Origin of the sequence: Bacillus sp. Xin1 (assembly GCF_013314535.1) — a bacterium.
Classification (GTDB): domain Bacteria; phylum Bacillota; class Bacilli; order Bacillales; family Bacillaceae_G; genus Bacillus_A.
Window position 1 is genome coordinate 1 of record NZ_JABUAE010000166.1, and the last position, 654, is coordinate 654.

The following is a 654-nucleotide window of genomic DNA, read 5'->3' on the forward strand; positions in this document are numbered from 1 at the left end:
ATATTCACTTGGTGTTGAATATTATATTATTAAACCGATTAACCGGATTGAAGTATTAACAGTCGTTCAGAAAGTCGTCGAACGAATCCGATTGGAAAAATCGATAAATAACATTCAAGAATCGCTCAATATGGTGCTTAAATTGGATAGTGATCAAAGTACACAGGGAAAATACCGTAATGAAAAATATATAAGTACTTCCAACCATTTTCGAAATTCCGTTCATTTTCTTCTATCCGAATTAGGGATAGCCAGTGAAAGCGGAAGTAAAGATTTAATGGACATGCTGGATTATTTATATAAATATGAACAAGATAAAACGTTTGAACAAGGGGTTCCCTCTCTAAAAGAAATTTTTGTGAATTTAGCTCAAAAAAGACTTGGAGAATCAACCGAAGATGTCGAATTAAAAAGATCGATTGAAGCCTCCAAACAACGGATCCGGAGGGCAATTTACCAATCATTAAACCATTTAGCATCCCTTGGACTTACTGATTTTTTAAACCCGAAGTTCGAAAATTATGCTTCTAGGTTTTTTGATTTTACTACCGTAAGGAGAAAGATGACAGAGTTGAATAATGAGCCAACATTACCTGTTCGTATCGATACGAAAAAATTTATTCAGGTTCTTTATTTTGAAGCAAAACGAATACA

The 654-nt window shown here is 33.6% G+C and carries 1 protein-coding gene; it reads left to right on the forward strand.

Going from position 1 to position 654, the window contains the following annotated elements; translation table 11 throughout:
- Nucleotides 1-654 (forward strand): DNA-binding domain-containing protein (locus HRG09_RS28310; protein WP_174104101.1); only part of this gene is annotated, 654 nt, incomplete at both ends.